The organism is Capnocytophaga cynodegmi, from assembly GCF_002302475.1.
Lineage (GTDB): Bacteria > Bacteroidota > Bacteroidia > Flavobacteriales > Flavobacteriaceae > Capnocytophaga > Capnocytophaga cynodegmi.
Genome location: NZ_CP022378.1, coordinates 152,171 through 173,621 on the forward strand (window position 1 = coordinate 152,171; position 21,451 = coordinate 173,621).

The following is a 21,451-nucleotide window of genomic DNA, read 5'->3' on the forward strand; positions in this document are numbered from 1 at the left end:
TATTAATCGTTTATTACCATTTTGAGCAAATTTTATCGTTTTGGCGTGTCAGTGCTGAAAGTGGGCAACCACATAATCCACAAACACTTATCTTTGCTCTTATTTTTTTCATAGGACAGATGGCACACACTCTCAAACGTTGTTGTGCTTTTTTTTCAATTATCTCATCTTGACGAAATAATGCATTTTTATAACCTGTGTATATTGGCTTTAGTTTCATTTTTTCAATTTTTTATAGATAAAATAACCTCCCATACTCAAAATCAGGACGACAAAAAAACTACCTGTTACTCTGATTACTTTTTTTTTACGGGAGTAGGTAAACTTGGGTCTATCTGCTTCATAACTAATTGCAATGTGTAAGCATAGTTAGGAGCTGTAGCATAACCCGCTTTTGCAATTTCTTCTGCAAAACGATAGGGATTAGATTTTACCGCCATTGCCTTTGCATATCGGCTTAATTTGCTAAAAAAATCAGCTTGGTACATAAAACTTTCTTCCGGAGATGAAAATTTTCGGAACCAATCTTTCACTTTATACAGAAATTTGCCGTCAGAACGCTTGGTGATAGAAATAATTTGTGGAAATTTTGCGTTTGGATGACTTAAAACTTCCGTTGTAGTTAGCAATTGTTTTTGATGTTCGGGTGTGTTTTTGCTTGCTTTCACACCAAAAAACATATTTCCTGGAGCATTCTTTCCCCAACCACTTTCTAATGCAGCTTGGGCTAAAATAAAACGATAATCAATTCCCGTTTTTTTCTGTACATTTTTTGCAAATACTTGATATTTAGCTATGAATTCTTGTCTTGTCATCTTTTTTGTTTTTAAAATTCTACATTTCCGTTAAACGTAAAAATATTACCAAGTCCTTCAATATCAACTTCATATCTTAGGGTACGAGCAAAAGCAAACCAATCCGTATTTTTTAGTGAATTAAAGGCAACTGCCGGCTTTGTAAAATTTCCAAAACCTCCTGCTTTTTCTGCCAAAATACTGATGAGTGCCGATATAGGAATTTCAACCTGAATGTTTTTGAAAGTATGAAATCCTCCCGCAGGTAAATTCACGCTACTGATGTCATTCAACGCTCCCGAAACCAACAATTCATTATCACGGTACACTCGATACACCTTTCCTTTAATGATACCAGCCAATGAAACTGTAAAATCTTGTGCAGTAGTGTTTTGCATTGTCAAATCTACGTAGAAACGCAACCGACTGAAATTGATACTTGGTTTCCGTATATCACTGATTTTGAGTAACATTTTTTCAAATACTTCTACTGCTTGTGATTTTTTAGCACTGGCAAAACTCATCATAAAAACTGCCAACACGCCAACAGCTCCAATAACTCCATATTTTTTATTGATTTTCATAATTTTTCATTTTATATGAAAGGAATAAATCTTCTGATTATTCTATAATTTTTAATTCCGAAGTAGGTAACGGAAATCCCTCCTATCCAAGCCAATATTTTTACCCAAAAAGGCACGTATTTTTCTGTTTTGTAAATGGTTTTCGTTTCTGATTTTGAACTTTGATTATCCGTATGTTTGCTTTTATATTCGGTAAAAGTGCTGTCTAACTGAGCGTAAGCTACTAACACATTTTTGTAAGCATCGTAATGAAACCCATATTCATTATTGCCCGATTTCTTTTTCGTATTTAGCTGCTTTAATAAGCGTTGTACTTCTCTTTGGCACAGGCTGTCGCATTTTTTATCGTTGGTTTTTGGTGCAGGTACAGACACAAAAACAGTATCTGTTATTTTCTGATTTTTAACGATGTAAATCGTGTCGTTTATTCTAATGATTTGTTTTTCTGTATTTTGTGAGGTTTGCTGAGTACTTTTACAAGATAACAAGCCTATTGCCCACACTGCCAGTAACAATACAATCAAAAAACGATTATCAAAGAGTATTTTTTTCATTGTTTGGCGTATTTTCTTTTTTCTCATTCATATAATCAACCACAGATTTGACAATTTCTCCTAAATCATCACGATTGGTAATAATTTTTCCAACAACCTGTCCGGCACTATCCAAACGAACTTTGTCTTCTGCTTTCTCGTAAATTGATTTTACCTCAATGAGGCATAACATTAAAGCACCTAACAAGGTTACAAACGGAAAGAAAATTATTTTATATTCATAATATTGCTCTGAATACCATACAGCAGACATTTGTAGAGCATCTGCTACTGTTAGAGCAATCAGCAAATTATAATATTGTGATATTTTTGTGATGGTCCTTCTGTATCCATATGAAGTACGAGTTACGTTCATTAATTTTGCCTTACGAATACCACTCCATAAATCTGCTAAAATGGCTATCATTACCAAAAGATAGATACCAAAAACAATCCAAAGTGTTACAAATATTTTTTCCATGAATTAAGTTTATTAAATACCAAGAGAAAATTTCCGAAGCCACAAAAATTCTTGCGGAAATTCATCTCTCTCATAAGTTATTAGTAGATTATATGTTTTTCCTGATTCAATGTATTGATTTTCAGGAAACATAATTTCATTTGTTTGCTTGTTATACTCCCAAAAACCAGAAATCAAGATATTCTTTTTTACAATAGATTGATTTTCATCTATATATCCTTTTATAGAAAAATCTGTTACTTCTCCTAAGTGACGTGGAGGATTTTTAATTCTAAGTGCTGATTTTGAGACTGCTAAAGCGGTAACCATTTCCACATTTTGAGGCAAAATATTTTTTGTATCCCCCACTAATCGACACGTTCCTTTTTCATCAGCAACAAAAAGGCTTGAATTTCGTATTCCATCAGAATATACATAGAATGAACACGGACGTACAATTTTACCCTCATCTTTTAGAAATTCGGTTACATTTTTGTTTATGTTATGCTCATCTTCAAACAGATGAGCGTATTCCTCTACATTTCTATTATCACGGATAAAATCAGTTATCAGTTCATTAGCTTCGTCTAAAGGAATAGGCATTGTTCTGACTATAAATGTTTTGAGTAGCTTTTCCATTTTATGTTATAAGAGAATGAACTCCTTTAAAGTTTGGTTTTTCTTTTGTTTGAATTTGTTTTTCAAGCGTTGCAATTTTTTCAATTTGCTGTTTTTCAGTAGGAGTTAATCCAGATGAACTGCCTCCTTTAACTTCTACCAAAATTTTTTTCTTATTACTTTTTTTCCCTATCATTATACTATTTTATAACATAATTTACATTTGTATCTTTTACCCATTTGTTTATTTTATTCATTTGTTCTTGTGATGCATAGATAGTTGTTAGATTTGGGCATCCTATTATTTTTAACTTTATTAAATTAGGATGTGTTGATACATCAATACTACTACCGAAATTAATACAATTAACAAGCTCAAACTCATATAATCTATTAATTCGACTTAAATTTAAAGATGTTAACTTCTTACAATTATTTAACTTGAAAGTAGTTAAGTTCCAAAAAGTATCATTAAATATATTGGACAAATTCACTAATTCATTGTTATTGTGAATTATTAATTCATTAATACTATTGCAATCTGTTAATCCCTCTAAATTCGATATTTTTAAAGCATTATTGAGGATTAATCTCTTTAATGTTTTTAAGCCACTGACATTTAAAGAAGATAGATTATTCATTTGGAATAACAATAATGCTTCAATTCCATTCGCTTGAGAAAAATCCAGTTCTTTTACTTTATGAGAAGTAGTGGTTGGAATTTCATAAGTGCTAAAGTACTTCATTCCTCTCTGTCTAATAGTTATTGTGCTATCACCAACACTTCCTGTTAAATCAACAGTCTTTTTATCTACTTTTTGTGATAAAAATTTTGGAATGCTTTTACCACCTTCAACCTTAATAACATCAATGTTATTATTTGTCTTATATTCAAATAATCCTGTTGAATCTGTTATTATTTTGATAATAGAATCAGGTTGAATAATTTTCACATTTTCAACTACCATTTTAAAAGGCGAAGTTATCCCGTTAGCTTGTTTTACTTCTTTTAAAAAGGCATTAACAAAATCTGTGTTGTGATTTTCAATGTGAAAATTCACATTGAAAATCTCCACAATCCCAAAAATATTATGCTTATAAAATTGCTTAATTCCTCCTGTCATTTTAAAGCCTAACATATTAAAACCTAAACCGTTGTAGGAGTAATAATTATCCCAATTCTCTAATTTTATTGAGAATTGATATGGATGTTTTTCATTCGTGTCAGACCCGTTTACACGAGTGTAAATATTAAACCCGTTTAGACCGCTTTGCCAAGTTCCGAGATTTTTAAAATGAATATTTTGGAATATTTCATAATAAGATGAAGGTTCTATATCCACTCCACATTTAGGGTCGGTTCTGAATGTGTTTGCCAACAAAACACTCTCAATTTTAGCACCAATACAGGAAGTTATAGAGATTGTATTTCTCCCACAATGGTCTAGAAATGCGTTTTTTAAAATGATGTTTTTGCAAAAACCAACATCTCTTGTACCAATATAAAATCCATCTCCGTAACATTCCCAAACCTTCATTGTGTCTATGGTGATGTTTTCAGAATCGTAGATTCTAAAACCGTGAGCATACTCACCTGTTTGTCCGATTGCGTGAATATTACCCTTCACTTGAACATTATAAAAATTGATGTTTTTACAACTCCAAACGGTGATACCACCTCCACTCAAATCATTTGTATTGTTATCAGATACTTTATTTTTTCCTAAACCTTTGACTCTAATAATTGTGTTTTCTGAAAAATAAATATTTTTATTTTTCAAATCTTTAATTTCCCAACCATTGTTATCAACAGGAATTTCAATGTTAGGCAGCAAGATATTATCATATTGACGTATCTTTGATTGAAGAAATTGAACACAATCATCTAAACCTTGAATTTCTGAAGCTTGAATAATATGAATGTTTTGAGGTAAAACGATTTGTTTATACCCTGTGTAATATTTATTTATTATATCCTGTGGCACAGGTCTATACACCTGATAATTGGTAGGGGTTATAGTACTATTCATAATTAATAATTGTATATGTATATTTTAACATCTTGTTCTCCTCCAATAATTTTAGCATAAGAACCAACTACACCAGTTATTCCTGTAACTTCTTGATTCGGATTAAATCCGTTAAAAAGTTTTATTGATTTAGAATTTGTTTTTGTAAAAATTATTGCACCTCCATCTTGAAAAGTTTTATAAACAAATGTTTCCTCTCCAAAATGTATGTTATCAACATTTAATTCAATATTTGTTCGATAAGCATTGTAGGTAGTATTCCCAAATAAATTAGCATTAGTGAATAAATTTGTAAGACGCTCCGCATTTTGAGGAGTTTCTCCTATACTTTCTCCTATTTTATTAAAAAGAACTGGTAATGCTAACTTCTTGATAGACAAATGCAACATACTTATATCTCCTGCTATAAAATCATCAAAACATATTACAAAACGAGCGTAACGTGTTGATATTGGCGGTTTTGTAACACAATAGGTTATTCCTTTATATTGTGAAGAACTTATATATTGTTTATCATCATCATACCATAATATCTTAAAAAATAAAGTATGTTCTGTGTTGAAGTTAATTTCATACTGAAACTTGTCGGAAAACTCAATTAGCTCAGCAAATTTAGTCCTCCAAAACTTGAAGCCTTCTAATCCTGTGCTGTCATTTTCAAGTTCAGACGCATTCGATGTGTTTACGTTTCCAAGTTCAAATATTTGGTTGTCAATAGTTTGAATAGTATCTTTTATTTCAGAATGTGCTAAATTTGGCGGGATATTTTTTATATCTGAAAAAGAAATGTTGTTAAGTTTCTCTTTTTGTTTATCAATCTCTGTTTTCAAAGATTTAGCTTCGTCAAGAGCTTGTTTTTCTTCTTCGGAAAGTCCTTCTCCTTGCAGTGATTTCAAAAAATCTTGCTCACTTCCTTGATTTCCAGTGTCAAGCCAAACCTGATAAGCTGACTTTCCAACAGCTCCTTGTTCGCCTGGTTGCCCTTGCACGCCTTGAAGTCCCTGTTCACCTCTTTCGCCTTTGAGTTCTGATTTAGAAATAGTTTCGCCGTTAGCAAGTAACACCTTATCTGCGGCTTCGGGGTTCTTTTCGATAAAATTTTCTAACGGAAAGACTTTACTTGGGTCTAATTCAATTGTTATTTTATTTGCACTTCCTATTGCCATTACCGTTTTTTTTCTTTATTCTTGTCTTCTTTTAAAAAATGATATGTGCCGAATGCTGCAAGCCCAAGTATTACCAACCATATCCACGTTTTGTTTCTGCTAACTTTTTGATTTAATGAAGGTTTAACAAGAACTTTCTTTTTAGGGATTACCGTAACCCCTTCAAGTTCGGTAATTTCCTCAATCATATAAACAATTGAAGGAATATCCTTTGCTTTTGCCTTTACTGTTTTAAAACCAATATGAGTTATTTCAATATCATCATTTGGCGATGCTTCAAGCTGATAATAACCATTATCAGCTGCCGTTGTGCCTGTATTTCTCGTTCTGTTAATAATGTGTGTTCCAGGTAATGGAAGTTTTTTGTCGTCGAAAATTTTACCTCTCATTGTGTTATTTTTTTTTGCAAATGGGCAGTGCGAAACGGCACCAGGAGTAACATCCTGTGCAGTTCCTGAAAAACCTAAACCAATAATTCCAGATTTATATTTTTTTAATATTTTACTCATAATTCTTTGTTTTTATAATAATCTTGGAAATTTGTCTTTTAACTCCTGATACTGAGAAGCTGACAATTCTTTTTCAAACCATTCTCTAAGATTCTTTTTTGTACCAGAACCCCACATCGGTTGCCCGTAATAACCATACGGACGCATTCCAAAACGCTTATAAACAATCTCAAATCTTGGCTCATCAAGGTAGGACAATGTTTCTTTTATCTTTTTGAAATCCGTTCCGTTATTTTTCATTGCATCGTGCAAATCCTGAGCTATTTTACTGACCAAAACCCTATCATTAGCAAACGCAGCCAAATCCTTTCCGTACACATCTTTTGGATTTATGGAGTAATTATTTACGGCATCGTTAAAATCTTTGTGATTCTGTGCAGTTTGGTCAGTAGATTGGTTTTTCGTTAGGAAATAAATAATAGTTCCCAACCCAACGACAGCAACCGAACCGATTATGATGTACTTCTTTTTCATAATTCTTTTTCTTTAAAATAGACCTTGACCACCTCCTTGAATAAGAAAACGTAAGTTTTGAAGCTCTGAATTACTGAACTGGTCAGCCATCCATTCTGTAAGCGTCATATGGCTTTTATTACCAAATCCCAATACATCTGTTGCAGGTTTTCTTTTGCCGAAAGCATTGTAAACCAGAACAAAAGCATTTCTATTTAATCCTTTGAGTGCCTCATATACTTGCTTATATCCGTTTCCGACACCTACCATTGCATTGTATAATTTTTGAGCTCTTAGATTTGCCTCAGAAGGCGTTATGTTAGAAGCCCTGTCGTTAGGATTTGTTTTGATTGGAATGAATCTGTTTTTCCAGTATAAATTGTAAAAAGCAAAACCGCCAATACTTGCAATCGTGAGTCCAACAAGCACAAAACCCACATTAACAGCCCTATTTACCATTTTGGGATTTTTGGCAGCGTAACTCGTTACAGCTGCCACAGCTGCCGGATTTCCTAATTTATTAGAACTTCTTTTTTTCATAATTTTTTGTTTTTAGCTCAAATCCCAAAGAATTTTTTAACCGTTACCCATAACAACGGATTGGTTAAATAGTCTTTTGCTTTTTTGCTTTTTGAAAGTGCTACTAATTTTTCAAGTATTTTTTGATCCAAATTTTCAAGTTCTTTGATATATTTTTCTTTCATAGTGTTTTATTGATTTTGTGCAAAAATTAAATTATACCAATGCGTAACTTGTTCATCGGTTACATTGGGGTCAGAAATAATATTGATGAATTGTTGTTTTATTTCTGAAACACTTGGCATAGCCAAAGCAGGAACCATTCCTGTTGCAGGGTTTTGCATCATTCTTTCGGCTACCATTGGCAACACTTGTCCTAATGCTCCCACAATATTGCTACCTGCCTCACTTTCCCAAAAACCTTTTTTATCCAACTCCTGACGCTTTAAATCAACCTGATGCTTTTCTTCCGAAGTATCTAATTTTAAACGCAACGAAAAATTTTCGTCTTTCAGTTGGCGAATTTCACTTTTGGCGTCTTTAAGTTCTTCATCCAGCCTTGCATTTTCCTTTTTCAAATCTTCAAAACGTTCACGAATCACCTCGTTACGCACCAAGTCATTTTGTGTTACCTGAACAAACCCCATAGCCGGAGCCGCCAACATAGGAGGTTGATAAACGGGAGGTGCCGGTTGCTGTGGAATATCTTGTGAAATAGGCATTGTAGGTATGTTTTGTTGTGTTTCTTCTTTTGGTGTAAAATTCAAAGTGATTTCTTCAATGTTTTTGTAAGTTGCAGAAGCTCCAAAACCGTACATTTTACGCAGAGTAATGGTTGTGCCGTTTTGAAAACCTTGCTTGGGCAACTCTTTTAAAAAGTTGTCCAATCCGCCGAAAATATTTTGAATATCAGCAAGAGTAAAAGCATATTTCGGAGCCGTATTTTTAGAAAGCCGGCGGCTTCCTTGCGTAACACTCACTACATTTTGCTTATTTTCAGTTAAAAAACCTTGAAGTTTATCAATCAATGCTGTCATTTTTATTCATTTTTTGTAAAACATTGTTTTTCAACAATGTACCTTATTATTGCTTTGTTAGTGTGATGATTTTCATCCTTTTTGAATCTAATACGAAACATATCATTGACAATCGCAACAGGACTTTCAATAACGAATGTTTCTCCGGGAAGAATTTCTTCCTGAGTAGAGTCATCTAAAACCAAAATCGTATTTCCGGCATTAACCAAAGTGAAATGGATAATCCCTTCTCCATCTGACATTTGTAAAAAGTCAAGATTCGTATTTTTAGTTACCGTTATTGCGTTATAAAGCCCTTTGCGTGTCATATTTATGTTTTTATTGTTCTTCTTTCTCCTCTCTTTTGATAGCAAAAATGAGTTGTCCGTTAAAATCGTTTACTAATTGATTTTCAGAATTAACTGAAATAAAGAAACGATTGTTATTTGTAGGGAAATTTACTTGTTTCATTCCGTTGAAAAATCCTCCTCCTTTGTGGGTATAATCCCTATAATCAGTAGGATTTAATAGCACACCGCCTTGTGGTAATCTGATTTCAATATCAACGGCAAATTCAGGTTCTTCTTTCTTAAAAGGAATGAATACAACCCCAATACAAGTTCCTCTTTCCAAGGAAATGTCTTCTGAAAAAGCAGTATCACCCGATTTCATTTTAACATTCAATCTGCTGTATATTATGCTACTTGTCATATTAAAAATTTTAAGATTTTAAAAAAAGCCCCACCCTCTTAAAAGGTATAGGGCTTTTTAGAATAAAAATGAACGAATTGATTTTAACGAATTTGCGTTTCAAACCCTTTTAACATCACTTTTACAAACGAAGTATCTCCAGAGCTTGGCGTGATAGTACTTCCTACGGGAGATTCTATCAAAATTTCAATTGGCTGATTGGGTTCAAGAAATACCAAAGAATCCAAATCTCTATAAAAACTTTCCAATTGCTTAGCGTTTTCAATAGCTTGAATAGGTAAGTTCACTAAAACCATATTATTTTGACGAATCAACAAGTTTGAAGATTTCAAAATTGCAGGAAGTTTCGTGTCATAAGCAATTTCATATACTTTTTTAGAAGATTCTCCTTCACCGTACATCAATGTTACCCCCTCAATTACAAAGCAACGGTCATTTTCCAATTTGTTACCATCGAAATTAGTAACTCCTACCTCACGGGTAACATTCCCCGTTAAGATATTAGACAAACCTCCAGCAGAGTATTTCGATTGAGCAAACAATTCACTTGCAGTAGGTTTCATTCGGTGAGTAGGAATTTGTATTCCTTTTCTACTGGTTACCTCTCTGATGAAATTTTCAATCAATAGGTATTTTTCTGAGTTTTTGAATGGATAGTTATTCATTTTATTATAATTTTAAAAGTTTGTTATTAATTTTTTTAAGTTACAGCAAATTCCTCTGGAGCCGCTAAGAATTGTTGCTGTTCCTCATACGGATTATCCAAGGTTTCATAATCGTAATAATCTACATCCGAAGGATAAATAGCGATTGGGTTTTCTGGCGTTCCTAATGCAGTTTTCAAAATACCTTCTTGAGGATTAACCATCTCTTTTACAAGCTCCCCTAATTGGGTCGCTGCCATTCCCGCTGCTGCTCCTTGAAGTACTTTTCCAGCGTTATCCTTACCACTAATCATTGCGGCTCCTGCCACTCCGACAACAGCAAGTAATCCACGTTTCAATTTTGAGTTCTTGAGCGGAATTTTGTCCGCTAAAACTCTTGATGTTGCTGAACCGACAACGGCACCTCCAGCAAAAGCCACCGCTTCGGTTACTGTCTCTGAATTTAGTTTATTTGTTTTCATACTGTTTATTTACTTTTTTTTATTATTTGTTACCATAAAAATTAATCCTCCAAGAACCAAAACACCTACTCCTAAACTAACATATAATGCTGTATTATTTTTGGGTTGTTCGGCATTACGTTGATTCATCAAAGCGATGAGCGTAGCCATATCAATATTACTTCCACTTTGTTGTGCTGCCAATGCTTGACTTTCCATAAATGCCATATCTTCAGCCGTAGCACGACGTTGTTCACCAGTGGTTGAATCCTGAATGTAAACCGTTCGACCACCTTTAAATTCATTTACTAATGCCGCTATCCCTGCAACAGTATTGATAACCTGCCCAGAGGCGTTCATTATCGTATCAAAACGTGTCTGCCCGTGTCGCTCTCTGTAAGAGAGTTTTTTAGGAGCAGTTGTTGCTATTACTGGCTTCTTGGCTTCTATATACTTTCTTGAGTTAATGGTATTTCCAGGTATATTATACCCCCTTGTTATTGTAGGTACTACCGTTGTAGGACCTGCCAAACCCATTATTGGTAATATTGCCTCCATAATTTCTTGTTTTTCAATTTATTTTTTTACTAATAATACTATCAATCCCAAAGCGATAACTCCACCCGTGATATACAATATGGTATTATCTTTTTCAGGTTTCGCACCGAAATTGCCAGTTATCACACGTCGCATATCGGCGGCTTCCTGCATCTTCATCGCTCGGTTGTATTGTTGTTGTTTTAACCACTCAGCGTGTTGCTCTTGCTTGATTTTGATTTCTTCAGGTGTAAGTTGGCGTTCTACCACAGTAGTATGATTTACCGTTTGACCGCCTGATGAGTTGTTTTCACCTGATTTTATGGAACTATATACATTCGCTCCAGTATTAACCACATCAAGAGCAGTACTTACCCAACCTAAACCATATTTTCTGTATTTGCTAAGCATTTACTTTCGTTGGTTTATCTTTTCCTTTAAAAAAGTACGCTCCTGCACCTATGGCTGCCAGTACAAGCAATAATGTTGTCATATTACCTTGTGAGGCTTCCTGTTTTGGAGCATTTTTGAGTCTTTCAGCTTCTCGTGCCTGTTGTTCTAATGCCAAACGTTCGGCTTCTTTTCGGGCGTTATAGGTTGCTTTTAAGTTTTCAATTTCAGCTAAAATACTTGCCAATTTTTGCTCTCGTACTTTTACTTCCTGCTCTAACTTTTGAGCTTCTGCACGAATGAGTTGCATATTAGACGGCGAAAACTTCGTTTGTAAAACTGCTAATCTTTCTGTTACAGCGGAAAGCTCTTTTTCCAAAGGCAACGCCCTTTCTTTGTACTCTTTTTCTCTATTGGTATAAGTATCGCAAGAAAAAGCCTTATTCCACAAACGCTTTCCGAACCAGCCTAAGCCAGAACCTGCTGCTACTTCCGGGTTTTGTAACCACATATCACGAGTTATTGTAGCCTTATTGATTTCATTATCAAGTTCCGCAATACGCTTTCTTCTATTGGCTTGTAATTCTTCAAGAGATACATATTCGGCTTGAAGTGTACCTGTTTCCAATGCAGAAATTTTGCTTCTTACTTCACCAATACGCCCTGGCAGAGAATTAAAGTGAGCTTCTGCCTGTCCCGCTCTTGCTCTATGGTTGTCACAACCTCCTAAGCCTACACAGCCATTTAATCCTGTGTTATTAACGTTGTATTGTGTATCAAACATAATTTTTTGTTTTATTTTAATTGCCAAATCATTACACCGCCCAATACGGCTAAAATTCCTAAACTCATATTTTTTTTGTTCAAAATACCTGCTTCAATTTGAGCTTTTTTTCGTTCGATAGTTTGCACATTTTCAAGCCTTCTTTTTTCGTCGGAAAGGCGTTGAGCTCGTATTTTTTTCATTTCTTCCCAAAACGAAACTTGTGTTTTCGCATACGCCTCCAACTTATTTTTTGAGGCCCTAAGAATTTCGTTTTTGTAATTTTGATCATATTTGAGCCATATTTCGTATTGCTCTTTTCTCAACTTGTCTTCTAGGGAAACCCGCGTAAGTACTGGCAGATAAATATTTTTACGAATTGCTGCGATTTTTTCTTTAAATGGCAACATTTCAGCCTTGTACTTTTGTCCTACCTGTGTGCCATATTGCCCTGAAAGAACAGCTACATTGTTGTTAAGCCAGTTGTCAAAACTTTCTTCTGTTCCGTAAGGATAAACGCCTTTTTTCTTATCACGACTTTCAATGCTTAAAACTCGATGTGTAGCTTTAATCGTATTTTTGGCAGCAGGGACGATAAAATACCACATTCTACTGCTGGTACTGCTTTCCCTTTCAATTATGGAAACATTAAAATCTTCACCCAAAGCCACTTTAAGCCCTTCAAGCATCGCATCAATCGATTGCTTTATATTTACAGCAAAATTTTGATACCCTTGTAAAGCGTTTCTACTACATTCATTTTCAAAATGTGTGTTCAGTTCGTGCTGAAAATGTTTGAAACCTAAATCAATTTCTTTCAAAAGTGTATTCAAATCATTGACTGCCAACGGCTGTGTGCTTCCGTCAATGTTTTTCTGCACTCTATCCATTGTTGCTTTGAACTTTTTATAAAAATCCGATTGCAGATTGTTATTTATATAATCTGAAGTGTAAAAAGCTCCTGCACAAGGGTCATAACCAAACATTACCGCCAAAGAAACCAATGCCGTTACTGCTGCTACACAAATACCAACAATCTGACCAGCACCAGGAAATAACGACGCAACTGAAGCTACTGTATTTCCTATTGTATTTACATTACTTGATAATTTTTGCTTTCCTTGTTGTTTTCCTATTTCTGAAAAATAAGTAGCTTCGTTATAGCTGTCGCTTATCAAAGCATCAATATCCAAGGTAGGGGCTGACATTCCTTTAGATGTCTTTATCAAATCGTAACGTTCGCCGTCCAACAGAATAGTAAAGCCGTCAATAAAAAAATGAACATCTGTTCTTTGTTGTTTTGCAAGCAAATACACTTTTCTTTTCAAACGAAGCAAATCCGGATTATCAGGCATCAAACCCTCAAAAACTTCTATTGCCGATACAAACGATTGCCAAGCTCCGTGCTTTCCGCTTTTCATTGTTTCGATTTTCGGAAGTTCGGTAAGTTTGGTTTTATTTTCGGTTTTTTCGGGAACGCCCAAGCCTTTTGCTTTTGGAATAAAAACATCATCTTTAGCTAAAAAAGGAAGTTCGCCAAATTGCCTAATCGTGCCGTCAACAGTGTAATACCCTTCTGATAAATCATTTGTTTTCTGATTTTTAGGAACTACAATATACACGTGTGTAAACGCATCAGGATACACTCCTTGTTGTTTAATTCGCCTCATAAAGTGAGAAATACCTGCATTTTGTAATATGGTACTGGCAAAAATGGAGTAACTTTTACAATCAATACCTTCATTTCGAGTACTCCACGCACAAGCCGGAGAACGCAACATTTGATTAGTACCGTCCAGCTTGTATTGAATATGATTAAACAAAAAGCTATGTATTTCCTTACATAAGTCATTTAATTTCAAAGAACTAAAAAATCGCTTGGTTAATCTTTCGGTATGATGGCGATATTTTAACGCCCATTCCTTCATTTTTGCAATGGAAAAAGACGTATCTCCCTCACCAAGTTTCACAGAGGAGCAGTCGCTGAAAGGCATATAAGCATTGTACCTTATTCCAGAGAGTAAAGGACGATAAAGGAACTTATTTATGCTTTCAGCGTTGCTCATTGCTATTATGCCGTTGTTTTTAAAAATTTTTACACCACAAAGTTACTGTCAAAAAAAAGGGAGGTCGGCAAAATTGGGCGTAATTGGGCATTTTTGGTCATAATTGGGCAAAACTGACCATAATTGGGCGTAATTGGACAAAAAAATAACCGCCCGAAGGGGGCGGTTGCGTTAGGAAAGAAAGGTTATTTTATTTTTTTAGCAGTGTGTAATTTTACGCCTTTAATTTGTTTGAAATGTTATACAGAAAATCAATAAATATAGTGGGTTGATTTTTGAGGTAAGGACTATCAAAATTTATATGTAAACCGTAATCAATAATTCCTGATTTTGGAATGAGTGTGCCATCTATAAATATGTGTCTTATATCGTGTAAATTATCATTCAGAAATAGCCATTGAAAAACATCATTCAACATAATGTCGTGTCCAATAAATTTACATTCTTTTAAATCTTCATCTGTTAAATACCAAAATATCTCTGTATTTACAAACAAATGAACAATACATTCTTCATCAAACTCATAGTTTGATGATAACAATTTAACTTGAGTGTTATTGTTTTCAATGATAAACCCCTCTTTAAATTCCATTAAACGAGGTATATCTTTTCTTATTTGAGCTTCTACGGAAGCTAACATTTCTTGTTTTGCCATCTTCTATTTCGTTTTTTCTGTTTGTATTTCGGTTTGTTTTTTTTGCGGTATTACTCCTCTTTTTGGAAAGTAATCATCTGAAACATATTTGCTTATGTTTGTTATTTCTAAACTGCATCGAAACGGGTCTAAATATTTCATTATTTAATTATCATTTGTTAATTATTCATTTTCAATCGTTTTGCTATTTCTTCTACAACGGGTACGCTTACAGCGTTGCCTAACATTTTATAGCGTTGTGTTTTGGCTATTTCCTTTATTGTGCCGTCGTAATTGCCGTATTTCGTCCAATCATCGGGGAAGCCCTGCAAACGCTCACATTCAATCTCGGTAAGTCTGCGGATGCCCGAAACGAAATTATTTTGCTCGAATGTGTTACTCGATATTGTCGGGCAAATCTCAAAATCATTGCCTTTGTTTTTGCCTCGTGGGAGTTGTTGGATGACTGTCATATCCGAATGCAACCCGCCCGAATGCCCACCGCCAGTTAAACAATTTGCTACTTTGGGAACTTTTATATAAGTATCTTCTGCTCTCATTTTGGCTGATGAAACGGAGATTGTAGAACATACTTGGGCTTGTATTTTCCTTCCTTTTCTTTGTGGTCTAAATAGTTCGTCATTTTCTCCAACAGGAAATATTGGCTTGAAACCTCCTCCATTGGTTGCAAGATGTCCAACAAGGTATATCCGCTCTCTATTTTGGGGGAGAAACCACTTAGTATTGACCACTTGGAACTCAACGGTATAGCCAAGGTCAATAAGTGATTGGTAGATGACGCTAATAGTTCGCCCACCATCGTGGTTAAGTAAGCCTTTAACATTTTCGAGTAGTATGTATTTGGGTTGTAAGTACTTGCAAATCCGTGCGATTTCAAAAAATAATGTGCCTCGTGCGTCTTCAAATCCGCGTCTTTTTCCAGCAATGCTGAAAGCTTGGCACGGAAAACCTGCGGTGAAAATGTCAATTGCTCCAATGTCTTGGGGTCGAATAGTGGTAATATCTCCATAGTTTTTATGATTTGGAAAATGATATTGATAACAAGCTGCTGCATACTTATTTATTTCGGAAAAGCCTACGTTTTTATAATCGTTTCCAAAAATATTTTTAAAGGCACGAGTAAAACCGCCAATTCCCGCAAATGCGTCAAAATGTTTTATTTTCATAACTTTAGGTATTTTTTCAAATGAACCGAAGTAACTCTTTTAGGAGTAATACGGTACTCATCTGCAATTTCATTTCTGAGCTTACTGGCTTCGTGCTTACTGCAATTAAGTAGTTTCATAATGTCTTTAACCGATAAAAACTTTAAATCATCCATAGAGTTCGTTTAGTTTTGGTTGTTTTTTTCGTAAATAGTTCGGTACATTTCGTTTATTTTATCATATATGGCTTGACCGTTATCGTATATATCCTTGCCGATGGTTTCTTTACCTTTTTTGTTTAAACATATTTTTAGCCGACTACCATTGCTCACGTACGGAACAGGATAAATACTTATGCCGTGCTCCCAACACCAGGAACGTATTTTGTGTATCGGCATTTCGGTTATTTCGGTTGTTTTTTTGGCGGTTTTCATACTTAAAAATCTATTCCATCAACATCAATATCTTTGTTTTGGTTACTTGTAACTTGATTACTTGGATTTTGGTTATTTGTAACTTGTGTTTTTACGTTTGCAGGTTGTGTTTTTATGTAAATGCACTCTACAGACCTTCGTTTCATTCCTGTTTCTGTACTTATGTATTCATTTATCAATATACGCCCATCTATACCGCATTTTTCTTTCGGATTCAGCTCATAGCCTTTGTATTTGCAGTAATTCTCCAAATTTTTGCGGAAACGTTGTGCCGTGGTATGCATTCGACCCATAACCCGCTTATAATCTTCATACACGTCTTTTTTGTTCAGATTTGTGTTAAGTTTGTCATCCAAAAAGTAACCATCTGCCCATTCCATAAAGTTATCACCCATTGAAGCCTTGATACTGTTTATCTCCAAGTTGCCCGTTGGCGATAGTAATGGAGTACGTATGTTATTCAGGTACAATTGCAAACACTGCAACATAAAATTGAAAAATAAATACCATTGTGCTTCGTCCCAATCCCTGAATAACTGCCCACCAAAATCATATTCAGGTAAATAGCTTTCTTTGTGTACATCGCTGGTGTAGTGATAGTAATCAGAGAATAAAACAAACAAAATACGCCCCAGGGTACTGTTAGAAGGGTTACGCAATGCGTGGTTATAAGTACCGACCAACTTAGGAGCACGCTCGTAAGGAATATGGTACGAACCTACATTCTTTTGATTGACAACAATACCTTCGGTAATCATTGAATACAAAAAGTCAAAGCCGTGTGTGGTATCGTTATTCAGCATATCATCAAAAAAGATGAGTTTTTGATTTTTGTAGGACCCTAAAAGGTGCGGATCATCAAACATACGTTTGGATTTTCCGTTCACATAAAAGTAAGGAGCCAACATTGAAACGCCTTGAATTAAAAGTCCTTTACCACTTCGCCCGTTGTTTTCGCCCGTTTCTTCCTTTACCTTGTCATCAATCATATACACAAACTTTTCAAAACCACGACGTTTGTAATTATGAAGCAGATAACCAATAGCAAAGCATTTTCCTAAAAAGTGCGATTCTTGCGTAATTTGTTCATCCTCCGATAAAACAGCACTGTTAAGAATGAATTTTTTACGGAACACATCGCCTTGAGCCAAATACTCCTTATCCCAGTGCATACGGCAAGTATTTATAACAAAATTCATAAAATCACAGCCGTTTTCAAGAATATTCACTCGTTTTTGTCCGGTTTCGGTTTCGTAAACCTCAAAGAAAGGCTTAGCCATACGAAACTGATGCGGAATGATATTTTTTTGCCAAACATAATTCTGTAACTCCCTTGAAGGAATGACCTTAATGGCTTCGTCCGTTACTTTTACGGCTGTGTTTTCAAAGAAAAACAATTGATTATTTTCCGTTGCATCTGTGAAGTCTAATTTTTCTTCTAACAATGGAACCGTAGCTAAGTCGGAATTTCGTAGTGCATTACAACCCTTTACCAGCTCCAAAACTTGGGTATTTGTCCCTTTACGTATCAAATAATCCACGCAAAATTCCCTAACTTGCTTTGAGGTAGGTTCTTCTACTTTGAAGCCGTCAATGCGTATTAGGTAATCAGCGGTTTCATTGTGTTTGTCCGAAGCAAAAAATTCAGGAGTGTAGCCAAAAAAGCCTTCGGAGTTTAAAAAATAATGCAAACTCCGAACGTTTACCCGATACTTTTTGTCCTTTTGCGAAACAAAATCACACGAAACAGGAACGTTTATCAGCTTTTTAAATTCCGATGCAATAACCTCTTTCGGAGTGTTTTTCTTGGTAAAATATGATACGTAATCGCGGAAATCCTTGCCTTTTTCGCCCAAGAAATACTTAGGGAGAAAAACAATATCTAGTTTCCAATATTTTTGCGAATATTTGTAGGCGAAGTTTATGCCCGAAGTGTCCACATCCGGCAAATAAAACAACTGTTTGCAATTGGCTTTCAGGTATTCATAAGTCTGATAATCAATAATATCATTCTCTGAATTACCCCAAACCGGAAAGAAATCATCGGAAAGACTGGCAATAGTTAGCCCGTCAGAACCTCCGGAACACAAAACAATGTAAGGGAGTTTATTTTTATCCTTATCTTCCTTTAAATAGTCGCTTTGAGGGGCTGTTTCATCAACAATTAAAAAATCGTATGAATCTTGATTACTTTCCTGCAAAAACGCAATCTGTTTTTTTATGCGTGACAAGCCGTGATAATATTTTTCGGGCTTTTTACCTAAATATCCGTGCTTGAAATTAATTTCCTTGCTTTTTCCGTTTTCATCGGTGATTCTTCGCTTTTTTTCAGCCGGACAATAGATTTTTGCCCATTTTTCCAAATCATCGGAGTAACAAAATATCGGATAATCAGGCGTTGCATTAACACGCATTAGCACCTTTTTCTCTGAGGTTACTTTCTCATAGTATTCTACCTCGTAAACATTGTATTCTTCGCATATTTGTGCCGTTACGAAGTTGGAAAAACGTGTAGGATTTTCGACCTTGTCTTTTACCTTTATGGAGAAATAATCATCGGATTTGTCGCCTTTGTCTGAAAACGTTTTGTTAGGAGCAAAAAAAGTGCTGTTTACCATTACGTTGAACTCATCATACAAGCGTTGCAGTACTTCATAATACTCCAGCCCCGTTTTTTGCATTACAATATCAATGGGGGAAAACGTTTCTTTGCTTCCGTGATCATACACCAACCAGCATTCAGACCCCTTAAAAATACCAGCAGAACCAGTACGTTCATTGCGGAGCTTGAATTTTTTGCCTTTATTTCTTTCGCAACCAACACTATCAGGCAAGTATTTATGTAAAATATCTAATCCGTTATCAGTGGCTTCGTATAGTTTTTCAGGTGTATATTTGTATTCGCTCATAACTTAGGGTAAAAGTTAGTATAGTACTTAGTGATTTTATAAAGTAGCGGGACAAATTCAGGACCGGCATTGCCCCTGCTACTCTACATCCCTAAGTTATTTTTTTCGTGTTCAGCAATGATTTTTTCAATGAATTGAATTTTTGGGATGCTATATGTAGCACCCACGGGATAAGCAATAATTTGCTTGTTTTTTATGGCTGTACGTACTGTATTGATGTGCTTTCCTAAGTATTTGGCACATTCTTCAGGAGTGAAGCATATATCGTGAGTTTTTAAACTATAAAGCAGATTTACAGCCTCTTGTACTACATTAACAGTTTGTGGCTGCACTCCCATCAATTTATGCAAACGTTCTACTTCAAAATGAGGCATTTGCTCTATGATTTGTTTGGCTATTTCGGCAGTCATAATGGCTATTTTTGTTTTTTTGTCAGATATTGTTCTATCAATATCTCATTTAGTTCTTGTGAGATATTGTATTTTAAAACTACGATTTTGTCACGTTGCGTGAAGCTCACATACCAATTAGGAGGTAGGTTTTCTTCTATCTCGTTGAAAACCTCATAATCCTCAAACCAAAACGAAAAGTGAATAGCAAAATTGGTATTGTAATTAAGGATATTCTTAATGCCTACTATATTTTTTAAGGCTTTTTCTATTTCTTGGGCATATGATTCTAAGTGTTTCATAATGTTTCGGTTTTTTATGAAAAGCCCCGCCGAAATGTGAAATAATTGTCTATGCTTATGGTAAAAGAGAAACGGGGCTTTTTGGTTTTATTTTTCGGTTTTTGATTTTCTTTTTGCATAAATAATCGTTACAAATACATATAGTAACGATGTTAGCAAATTAGAAAATATTAAATGATGCCTATCTTCAAGGATGTTAATTACCAAAACGGCAATATTCATAATTAACAGTACAGAAAGTACCGAGATTTTAAATGTAGTATTCATTGTTTTTGCGTTTTTTCGTTATTTTTGTGGGTTAATTAAATTTTGTTATCTATGGAAAATCAACAGAAAAATATAAAACAAAACGATGATAACCATTACATTAATGAATTGCTGAATACGGAAAACATCCGTAATATCCTCGACACTATCAATGCGTTTTCGGAAAAGTGGGAAAAAGTGCAAACCAAAAAAGCTGAAAACATACACGGATATTGGACTAAAATAAGGTTGATTCATTACTTTTTGGTCGCTTTGTTCTTCATTGGTTTGAGTTTTTTGCTCTACTGCGGAAAAATCTCCGATACCATTTTCGCAACACTTATCAGTAGTATTATTGGCTACGTTTTGGGCAATACCGCGAGCCGCACCAAGCAATAACGAAGGTGCTTCGCTTTTGTGGTTCAATGCTTTAACGATTACTGCCGATAGCAATAAGGCTACTGAAATTTCTATTTGGGTTTGCTCTTTCATTGTTTTTTTGGTTTTTGCGGTTTTTGGAATTTATCTTCTTTTGTAGCAATTTTTTCTTCTCTTGATAATTTCCGTTTTTTATCTCTAAGTAATTTTAGCGTTCTATAAACACCTATTGTTATATTTGTAACATATTCATCCATACCCTTCTCATTTTTTTAATTATTAACTTTCTTCAATTTCCACGATTTCGCTTATTGCGGTTTGTGTGATTTCCGAAATGGGTTATTTTAACCCTATGTAATAGTATGTTTTCTTTTTCTTACGAAAGGTTTTTACTTTATATTTTTCAAATAAAAGATTGTCATTTTCTTTTAGAAAATCAAAAAATCGTTTTGCCTCTTTTTTGGTTTTGTATTTTTTGAAAATCTTTTCTTTATTATTTCTCATAAATAAAAAACTATCCCGTAAGTTGGTAATATGTTCAATAAGGGTATTTAGTTTATGCAAATCATTTTCATCATCAGATATTGTTGAATACAATGCTATTGAACTATCATCACCATCAAAAATTTTTATTGAATATGTAATAAATTTGTGATATATATCTAAATCTGTAACAATACACGAATTATTATTGTATCTATCCGTATTTAAAAAGGCTTTTTGTATCATTTTTTTCAAT

33 protein-coding genes are annotated in these 21,451 nt (G+C 34.5%); all 33 read right to left on the reverse strand.

Features of this window, described 5'->3' with window-relative positions:
- Positions 1 to 13: 13 nt before the first annotated feature.
- Positions 14 to 220 carry a hypothetical protein gene (locus CGC48_RS00695; RefSeq protein WP_095897370.1) on the reverse strand — a complete coding sequence of 69 codons (207 nt, stop codon included), beginning with the start codon at positions 218 to 220 and terminating at the stop codon, positions 14 to 16.
- Positions 221 to 296: 76 nt separating this feature from the next.
- The gene (locus tag CGC48_RS00700; RefSeq protein ID WP_095897371.1) at positions 297 to 815 is read right to left on the reverse strand and encodes a glycoside hydrolase family 73 protein; all 519 of its coding nucleotides are present in this window, start codon (positions 813 to 815) and stop codon (positions 297 to 299) included.
- An 11-nt stretch (positions 816 to 826) separates the two neighbouring features.
- Positions 827 to 1,378 (reverse strand): hypothetical protein, encoded by a 552-nt coding sequence (locus CGC48_RS00705; protein ID WP_095897372.1) that lies wholly within the window; start codon positions 1,376 to 1,378, stop codon positions 827 to 829.
- An 11-nt stretch (positions 1,379 to 1,389) separates the two neighbouring features.
- A complete protein-coding gene (locus CGC48_RS00710) occupies positions 1,390 to 1,932 on the reverse strand; it encodes a hypothetical protein (RefSeq protein ID WP_157909831.1) in 543 nt (180 codons plus the stop codon).
- Positions 1,913 to 2,392: a hypothetical protein gene (locus CGC48_RS00715; RefSeq protein ID WP_095897374.1), complete on the reverse strand. Its 480-nt coding sequence runs from the start codon at positions 2,390 to 2,392 to the stop codon at positions 1,913 to 1,915. Before CGC48_RS00715 ends, CGC48_RS00710 begins: the two co-directional genes overlap by 20 nt.
- Before the next feature lie 12 nt (positions 2,393 to 2,404).
- Positions 2,405 to 3,010, reverse strand: coding sequence for a hypothetical protein (locus tag CGC48_RS00720; protein ID WP_095897375.1), 606 nt, complete (start codon positions 3,008 to 3,010; stop codon positions 2,405 to 2,407).
- A gap of 1 nt (position 3,011) precedes the next feature.
- Positions 3,012 to 3,185 (reverse strand): hypothetical protein, encoded by a 174-nt coding sequence (locus tag CGC48_RS11670; RefSeq protein WP_157909832.1) that lies wholly within the window; start codon positions 3,183 to 3,185, stop codon positions 3,012 to 3,014.
- A gap of 4 nt (positions 3,186 to 3,189) precedes the next feature.
- A complete protein-coding gene (locus tag CGC48_RS00725) occupies positions 3,190 to 5,019 on the reverse strand; it encodes a hypothetical protein (protein WP_095897376.1) in 1,830 nt (609 codons plus the stop codon).
- Positions 5,020 to 5,021: 2 nt separating this feature from the next.
- On the reverse strand, positions 5,022 to 6,185 hold the full coding sequence (locus CGC48_RS00730; protein ID WP_095897377.1) for a hypothetical protein: 1,164 nt from the start codon (positions 6,183 to 6,185) through the stop codon (positions 5,022 to 5,024).
- Positions 6,185 to 6,694 (reverse strand): carboxypeptidase-like regulatory domain-containing protein, encoded by a 510-nt coding sequence (locus tag CGC48_RS00735; protein ID WP_095897378.1) that lies wholly within the window; start codon positions 6,692 to 6,694, stop codon positions 6,185 to 6,187. Before CGC48_RS00735 ends, CGC48_RS00730 begins: the two co-directional genes overlap by 1 nt.
- A gap of 12 nt (positions 6,695 to 6,706) precedes the next feature.
- On the reverse strand, positions 6,707 to 7,168 hold the full coding sequence (locus CGC48_RS00740; protein ID WP_095897379.1) for a hypothetical protein: 462 nt from the start codon (positions 7,166 to 7,168) through the stop codon (positions 6,707 to 6,709).
- Positions 7,169 to 7,180: 12 nt separating this feature from the next.
- Positions 7,181 to 7,687 (reverse strand): hypothetical protein, encoded by a 507-nt coding sequence (locus CGC48_RS00745; protein WP_095897380.1) that lies wholly within the window; start codon positions 7,685 to 7,687, stop codon positions 7,181 to 7,183.
- Positions 7,688 to 7,704: 17 nt separating this feature from the next.
- The gene (locus CGC48_RS11675; RefSeq protein ID WP_157909833.1) at positions 7,705 to 7,851 is read right to left on the reverse strand and encodes a hypothetical protein; all 147 of its coding nucleotides are present in this window, start codon (positions 7,849 to 7,851) and stop codon (positions 7,705 to 7,707) included.
- Between the two features lie 6 nt (positions 7,852 to 7,857).
- Positions 7,858 to 8,703 (reverse strand): hypothetical protein, encoded by an 846-nt coding sequence (locus CGC48_RS00750; RefSeq protein ID WP_095897381.1) that lies wholly within the window; start codon positions 8,701 to 8,703, stop codon positions 7,858 to 7,860.
- Positions 8,704 to 8,705: 2 nt separating this feature from the next.
- Complete coding sequence (locus CGC48_RS00755) at positions 8,706 to 9,011, reverse strand: hypothetical protein (protein WP_157909834.1); 306 nt, start codon at positions 9,009 to 9,011, stop codon at positions 8,706 to 8,708.
- A 10-nt stretch (positions 9,012 to 9,021) separates the two neighbouring features.
- Entirely contained in the window at positions 9,022 to 9,393 is a 372-nt protein-coding gene (locus CGC48_RS00760) for a hypothetical protein (protein ID WP_095897383.1), read from the reverse strand.
- A gap of 83 nt (positions 9,394 to 9,476) precedes the next feature.
- Entirely contained in the window at positions 9,477 to 10,058 is a 582-nt protein-coding gene (locus tag CGC48_RS00765; protein WP_095897384.1) for a hypothetical protein, read from the reverse strand.
- A 35-nt stretch (positions 10,059 to 10,093) separates the two neighbouring features.
- On the reverse strand, positions 10,094 to 10,519 hold the full coding sequence (locus tag CGC48_RS00770; protein ID WP_095897385.1) for a hypothetical protein: 426 nt from the start codon (positions 10,517 to 10,519) through the stop codon (positions 10,094 to 10,096).
- A gap of 9 nt (positions 10,520 to 10,528) precedes the next feature.
- Positions 10,529 to 11,056: a hypothetical protein gene (locus tag CGC48_RS00775; protein WP_157909835.1), complete on the reverse strand. Its 528-nt coding sequence runs from the start codon at positions 11,054 to 11,056 to the stop codon at positions 10,529 to 10,531.
- A gap of 18 nt (positions 11,057 to 11,074) precedes the next feature.
- Positions 11,075 to 11,446, reverse strand: coding sequence for a hypothetical protein (locus CGC48_RS00780; protein WP_095897387.1), 372 nt, complete (start codon positions 11,444 to 11,446; stop codon positions 11,075 to 11,077).
- On the reverse strand, positions 11,439 to 12,209 hold the full coding sequence (locus tag CGC48_RS00785; RefSeq protein WP_157909836.1) for a GumC domain-containing protein: 771 nt from the start codon (positions 12,207 to 12,209) through the stop codon (positions 11,439 to 11,441). Before CGC48_RS00785 ends, CGC48_RS00780 begins: the two co-directional genes overlap by 8 nt.
- 11 nt (positions 12,210 to 12,220) lie before the next feature.
- Positions 12,221 to 14,254, reverse strand: coding sequence for a hypothetical protein (locus CGC48_RS00790; RefSeq protein WP_095897389.1), 2,034 nt, complete (start codon positions 14,252 to 14,254; stop codon positions 12,221 to 12,223).
- Positions 14,255 to 14,468: 214 nt separating this feature from the next.
- Complete coding sequence (locus CGC48_RS00795) at positions 14,469 to 14,909, reverse strand: hypothetical protein (RefSeq protein ID WP_095897390.1); 441 nt, start codon at positions 14,907 to 14,909, stop codon at positions 14,469 to 14,471.
- Between the two features lie 158 nt (positions 14,910 to 15,067).
- A complete protein-coding gene (dcm, locus tag CGC48_RS00800) occupies positions 15,068 to 16,075 on the reverse strand; it encodes a DNA (cytosine-5-)-methyltransferase (protein WP_095897391.1) in 1,008 nt (335 codons plus the stop codon).
- Positions 16,072 to 16,230, reverse strand: coding sequence for a hypothetical protein (locus CGC48_RS11680; protein WP_156127720.1), 159 nt, complete (start codon positions 16,228 to 16,230; stop codon positions 16,072 to 16,074). Before CGC48_RS11680 ends, dcm begins: the two co-directional genes overlap by 4 nt.
- Before the next feature lie 9 nt (positions 16,231 to 16,239).
- Positions 16,240 to 16,488, reverse strand: a complete 249-nt coding sequence (locus CGC48_RS00805) for a hypothetical protein (RefSeq protein WP_095897392.1) — start codon at positions 16,486 to 16,488, stop codon at positions 16,240 to 16,242.
- A gap of 2 nt (positions 16,489 to 16,490) precedes the next feature.
- Complete coding sequence (locus CGC48_RS00810) at positions 16,491 to 19,397, reverse strand: hypothetical protein (RefSeq protein WP_095897393.1); 2,907 nt, start codon at positions 19,395 to 19,397, stop codon at positions 16,491 to 16,493.
- An 83-nt stretch (positions 19,398 to 19,480) separates the two neighbouring features.
- Positions 19,481 to 19,807 carry a helix-turn-helix domain-containing protein gene (locus CGC48_RS00815; protein WP_095897394.1) on the reverse strand — a complete coding sequence of 109 codons (327 nt, stop codon included), beginning with the start codon at positions 19,805 to 19,807 and terminating at the stop codon, positions 19,481 to 19,483.
- Positions 19,808 to 19,812: 5 nt separating this feature from the next.
- Entirely contained in the window at positions 19,813 to 20,088 is a 276-nt protein-coding gene (locus CGC48_RS00820) for a hypothetical protein (RefSeq protein ID WP_095897395.1), read from the reverse strand.
- Positions 20,089 to 20,175: 87 nt separating this feature from the next.
- A complete protein-coding gene (locus CGC48_RS11760) occupies positions 20,176 to 20,355 on the reverse strand; it encodes a hypothetical protein (protein ID WP_198537143.1) in 180 nt (59 codons plus the stop codon).
- 45 nt (positions 20,356 to 20,400) lie between these two features.
- The gene (locus CGC48_RS00825; protein ID WP_095897396.1) at positions 20,401 to 20,826 is read right to left on the reverse strand and encodes a hypothetical protein; all 426 of its coding nucleotides are present in this window, start codon (positions 20,824 to 20,826) and stop codon (positions 20,401 to 20,403) included.
- A complete protein-coding gene (locus CGC48_RS11685; RefSeq protein ID WP_157909837.1) occupies positions 20,823 to 20,969 on the reverse strand; it encodes a hypothetical protein in 147 nt (48 codons plus the stop codon). Before CGC48_RS11685 ends, CGC48_RS00825 begins: the two co-directional genes overlap by 4 nt.
- An 82-nt stretch (positions 20,970 to 21,051) precedes the next feature.
- Positions 21,052 to 21,441: a hypothetical protein gene (locus CGC48_RS00830; RefSeq protein ID WP_095897397.1), complete on the reverse strand. Its 390-nt coding sequence runs from the start codon at positions 21,439 to 21,441 to the stop codon at positions 21,052 to 21,054.
- Positions 21,442 to 21,451 lie beyond the last annotated feature (10 nt).